The 3844-nt window shown below is 56.0% G+C and carries 3 protein-coding genes; 1 reads left to right on the forward strand and 2 read right to left on the reverse strand.

What is annotated here, in order from left to right; genetic code table 11:
* Positions 1-825 precede the first annotated feature (825 nt).
* Positions 826-1251: a PH domain-containing protein gene (locus tag ACOTYN_RS25890; RefSeq protein WP_001676030.1), complete on the forward strand. Its 426-nt coding sequence runs from the start codon at positions 826-828 to the stop codon at positions 1249-1251.
* A gap of 447 nt (positions 1252-1698) precedes the next feature.
* Here ACOTYN_RS25890 and mbeA read toward each other — a convergent pair whose 3' ends face one another.
* Both mbeA and ACOTYN_RS25900 read right to left on the reverse strand, forming a co-directional pair.
* Entirely contained in the window at positions 1699-3198 is a 1500-nt protein-coding gene (mbeA, locus tag ACOTYN_RS25895) for a plasmid mobilization relaxase MbeA (protein WP_032104981.1), read from the reverse strand.
* The gene (locus tag ACOTYN_RS25900; protein ID WP_180240279.1) at positions 3188-3511 is read right to left on the reverse strand and encodes a MobC family plasmid mobilization relaxosome protein; all 324 of its coding nucleotides are present in this window, start codon (positions 3509-3511) and stop codon (positions 3188-3190) included. Before ACOTYN_RS25900 ends, mbeA begins: the two co-directional genes overlap by 11 nt.
* Positions 3512-3844: the final 333 nt, after the last annotated feature.

Genomic DNA, 3844 nt, shown 5'->3' on the forward strand with positions numbered 1-3844 from the left:
ATGTGCGTAAAAAAGCGGGACCAGAAAAGGATCCCAGCGTTGCCGGTTTTCCATAGGCTCCGCCCCCCTGACAAGCATCACAAATCAGACGCTCAAATCAGTGGTGGCGAAACCCGACAGGACTATAAAGATACCAGGCGTTTCCCCCCGGCGGCTCCCTCTTGCGCTCTCCTGTTCCCGTCCTGCGGCATCCGTGTTGTGGTGGAAGCTTTACCTAAATCACCACGTCCCGTTCCGTTTAGACAGTTCGCTCCAAGCTGGGCTGTATGCAAGAACCCCCCGTTCAGCCCGACTACCACGTTGTCCCGGTAACTATCATCTTGAGTCCAACCCGGAACAGACACGAAAAATCGCCAGTGGCGGTAGCCATTGGTAACGGATTTAGAGGAGTTAGTCTTGAAGTTATGCGCCTGTTAAGGCTAAACTGAAAGGACAGATTTGGTTACTGTGCTCCTCCAAGCCAGTTACCGCGGTTCAAAGAGTTGGTAGCTCTGAGAACCTTCGAAAAACCGCCCTGCAAGGCGGTTTTTTCGTTTTCAGAGCAAGAGATTACGACGCAACGGAAAGGATCTCAAGAAGATCATCTGTGATATTCGACAGATATGGGATAAAGGTTTCTAAAGCCAGGAGTATATGGGCGTAGCAGCAGCGTTCACCACCGTTGAATCAAGCTACTTTCACGGCAAGAAATAAAAGAACCGAGCAGTCCGAGAGTCGCTACGTTCCCCTTAATTTTTGTATACCTACCACGCGGATATAAGGTTTCTATTGCCGATTCATCTTAAAAAGGGAAAAATCCTATTTTTTCTAAATGGATGTAACCTTATGGGAAGCTACGTAGACCAATCATTGACGAGAAATGAATCTGTAATATCTCGCGCTCAAACCTCCTGGATTCCAACAATCATCCCAGTAATTATCGGAATCCTGTTGCTACCTTTTTACGGCTTAGGATTACTTATAATAGTCCCTGTGCTTCTTAGAGTTTGGTCAACGGAGCTTGCATTGACTAACCAAAGAGTCATCGCAAAAGTAGGGTTGATCCGACGTAATACGGTGGAACTCCGTATTGATAAAGTTGAAAGCCTTGGCATACATCAAGGGATACTAGGACGAATCTTTAATTATGGGTCGATCGTAATTAAAGGTACCGGCGGAACCAACACGCCAATTCCAAACATCAAGGCACCAATGCAATTCAGATCTATTGTGAACAATCACATTGAGGAAATGGATTCTAAGCAGCAGTAGTTTCCTCATGAGCATTACAAAAAAGCCCTACGGGGCTTTTTTTGTACCTGCCAATCAGTTGGATTTACCATAACATCCGTTGCCCGCACCGCTGAAACGGGGTTGGCGGCGTTTCCGGTGCCAGACGCGAGAAAGTGGCGACAGACATAGCGAAAAAACACCGGAAACGCAGCCGCTGAATATTACACTCATGCATAGTCATGCAGCCAGATGCATGGGAGTGAAATTCACCCTGAGATCGGCGCGAAAGCCTTAAAAACAGGCAAATGCTTCTTCAGCCACTCCCACAGCTCCGCCGCCAGATACAGGCAGTTAAGTACAGCTTCAATGGCTGTTAAGCAGTCCTACAATTCTCCCTTTGTCTATGCCCTGATCTTTTCATCACGACGTATTTAGCGGGGAATTTCGCAGCCCTTCTTCCTGGAGTTTGTCACGCGCCGGCATCCGTCAGCCCAGCGTCGGTCCTTTGTAGGTTTTCTGCGGCTGGCGCTGCTGCTCCAGGCTTTTCTGATATTCATGCTCCCGCTGCCGGCGCTCTGCCGTATTCAGCTCCCGGACAAGCGGCGCAGCTGCTCGCTCAAACTCTGCACCTGCTCGCTCAAGTCCGACACGCGCTCGCTCAGCATCGCGTTCTCCCGTTGCATAAGCCCAGACATCCTCCGCCATTCCGCGAAGGCGCTCTCCCACTCGTCCAGCCTTTGCGAGTAATCCTGCTGTAGCTGCTCTAATGCGCTCAGCAACTGCTTTTCCAGTTCTGTCATTTTCCGCTACTCCTGTTTCAGGCGGATCCAGGTCGTCCCGTCGTAGGGGATAGCTTCGGATTGCATCCCCGGCGGCAGGATAAGGAATTTCCGGCCGTCGCTGCTCTCCTGATAGCGCACGCCCCACGTCCGGACGGTGAGTTTCTTCAGCGTATCCTCCTGCTGGCGAATGGCCGTGTAATTGTCGGTTATCTGCTGGCCCTGCCACCACAGCACGCTCCCGCTCGTCCCGACAAGCAGGCCTGCCGTCATCAGGACGGTGAGCCATGTCCGCCCGGCCGTGCGCAGCACGCTCCGCCGGTTCTTTTCCATGGCCGAGCTCATACTCTCCTCGTGGGCGCGGATGGCGTCGCTGATTCTCTTCCCGCTTGCACTCAGTTCCGCTCTGACAGACTGCTCGTGCTCGCTGAATGCGGCTTTCAGCATCTCGCCGGTATGCAGCTGCTGCGCTTTCGATTTCTGCTCCAAGTCCTTCGCCAGCGTTAAAAGACTGCTCATAGATGGCTCCCTTCAGTCGGATGTTTCGCCCCCCGTCCGGGTCGGCAATGCTGATACTGCTTCTGGTGGTGCGCACCACCTCAAAACCTGCACTTTCCAGCGCCGCAGTGACGTCCTGGCGCGTTTTCAGCTCCCCGGATGAGGCTAAGGCCAGTAACCCCTGCGTGATGGCCTGGGCGGCTTCCTGCTTCGTTTCTGGCAGGGCAGATGCCGTGACCAGCGCCCGCCGGTTCTCCGGCGCGTTCGGGTCATGCAACCCCAGCCGGCCGTTGACCACCGTCTGCCAGGCATCGATGCGCGGCCGGTCAGCACGATCAAAGTACGGCTGCAGGCGTTTTCCTGTCAGCAGCTCAGTGTTGGGGATCAGGAAATTCAGCTCCAGACGCCCCTTGTCGGTGTGCTCCACCCACAGCACGCTGTACTGGTCCTTATCAAGTCCGGGCATCAGAACCCGCTCGAAGCTGGCCATCAGTTTTTCACGCTGCCCGGGCGGCAGGTCAGCCTCCGCAAACGACAGTACCCCGGAGGTGTATTTCTTCGCATACGGCGAGGCGTCGATGAGCTCCCGGACCTCTTCCGGCCGTCCCTGCAGGACGGTGGCGCCCTCGCGCTGCCGGTCTTTACCGAGCAGGTAATCCACCGGCCCGGCGCCACCGCCGCGGCCGCGCGGGTGGAATTTAACGATCATCGTCCGATCCTTTCTCCAGAACTGCGTGGCGCAACTGCTCGAGGCCGGCATCGATCGCCATCAGCGCGGCGACAATCTGCACCCGGTCATGGCCGGTACCGCCGCCGGCGTTAACCCGGCGGGCTATCTGGTTCAGGTTATTGCCCATGCCGGCAAGCTGGCGCAGCAGCGCCGGCGAGATCGAGGGAAGTTTGCCGGAGCGGGCCGGCTTCTCACCGAGGCACGTCTGCCGCATCCAGGACGCCAGCTGCTTCCCGTCGCAGCGTTCGAGCAGCCTGCGGTGCTCGTCCTCCGTCACCCACATGGTGAGCATCTTGTTCCGTTTCTCTGACAAACCGGCCTCCTGATAACGCCGGGACGGGCGGGAAACGCTTCCCGGGCGGCGCGGGGTTGGACAAGCCGCAGGCGCGTCAGTCGGTTTTGGCGGGTTTCGGGGCGCCGCCCTGAACCAGTCACGTAGCGCTAGCGGAGTGTATACTGGCTTAAAATGTAACATCGCAGAAACACCTGGCATAGCTGCCACATAAAGCAGGTGAAAAATCAGGGTCGGATGCGTCAGCAGAAGATGCACTACCGGAGACATGCCGCTTCCTCGCTCACTGACTCGCTACGCTCGGTCGTTCGGCTGCGGCGAGCGGGTCCAGCA

The organism is Enterobacter cloacae complex sp. IR5458, from assembly GCF_049238025.1.
Lineage (GTDB): Bacteria > Pseudomonadota > Gammaproteobacteria > Enterobacterales > Enterobacteriaceae > Enterobacter > Enterobacter kobei.

Bases quoted from the DNA above. Each gene is read 5' to 3' on its own strand.
- mbeA (WP_032104981.1), bottom strand. From the start codon at position 3,198: ATGATCGTTAAATTCCACCCGCGCGGCCGCGGCGGTGGCGCCGGGCCG.
- ACOTYN_RS25900 (WP_180240279.1), bottom strand. From the start codon at position 3,511: ATGCTCACCATGTGGGTGACGGAGGACGAGCACCGCAGGCTGCTCGAA.
- ACOTYN_RS25890 (WP_001676030.1), top strand. From the start codon at position 826: ATGGGAAGCTACGTAGACCAATCATTGACGAGAAATGAATCTGTAATA.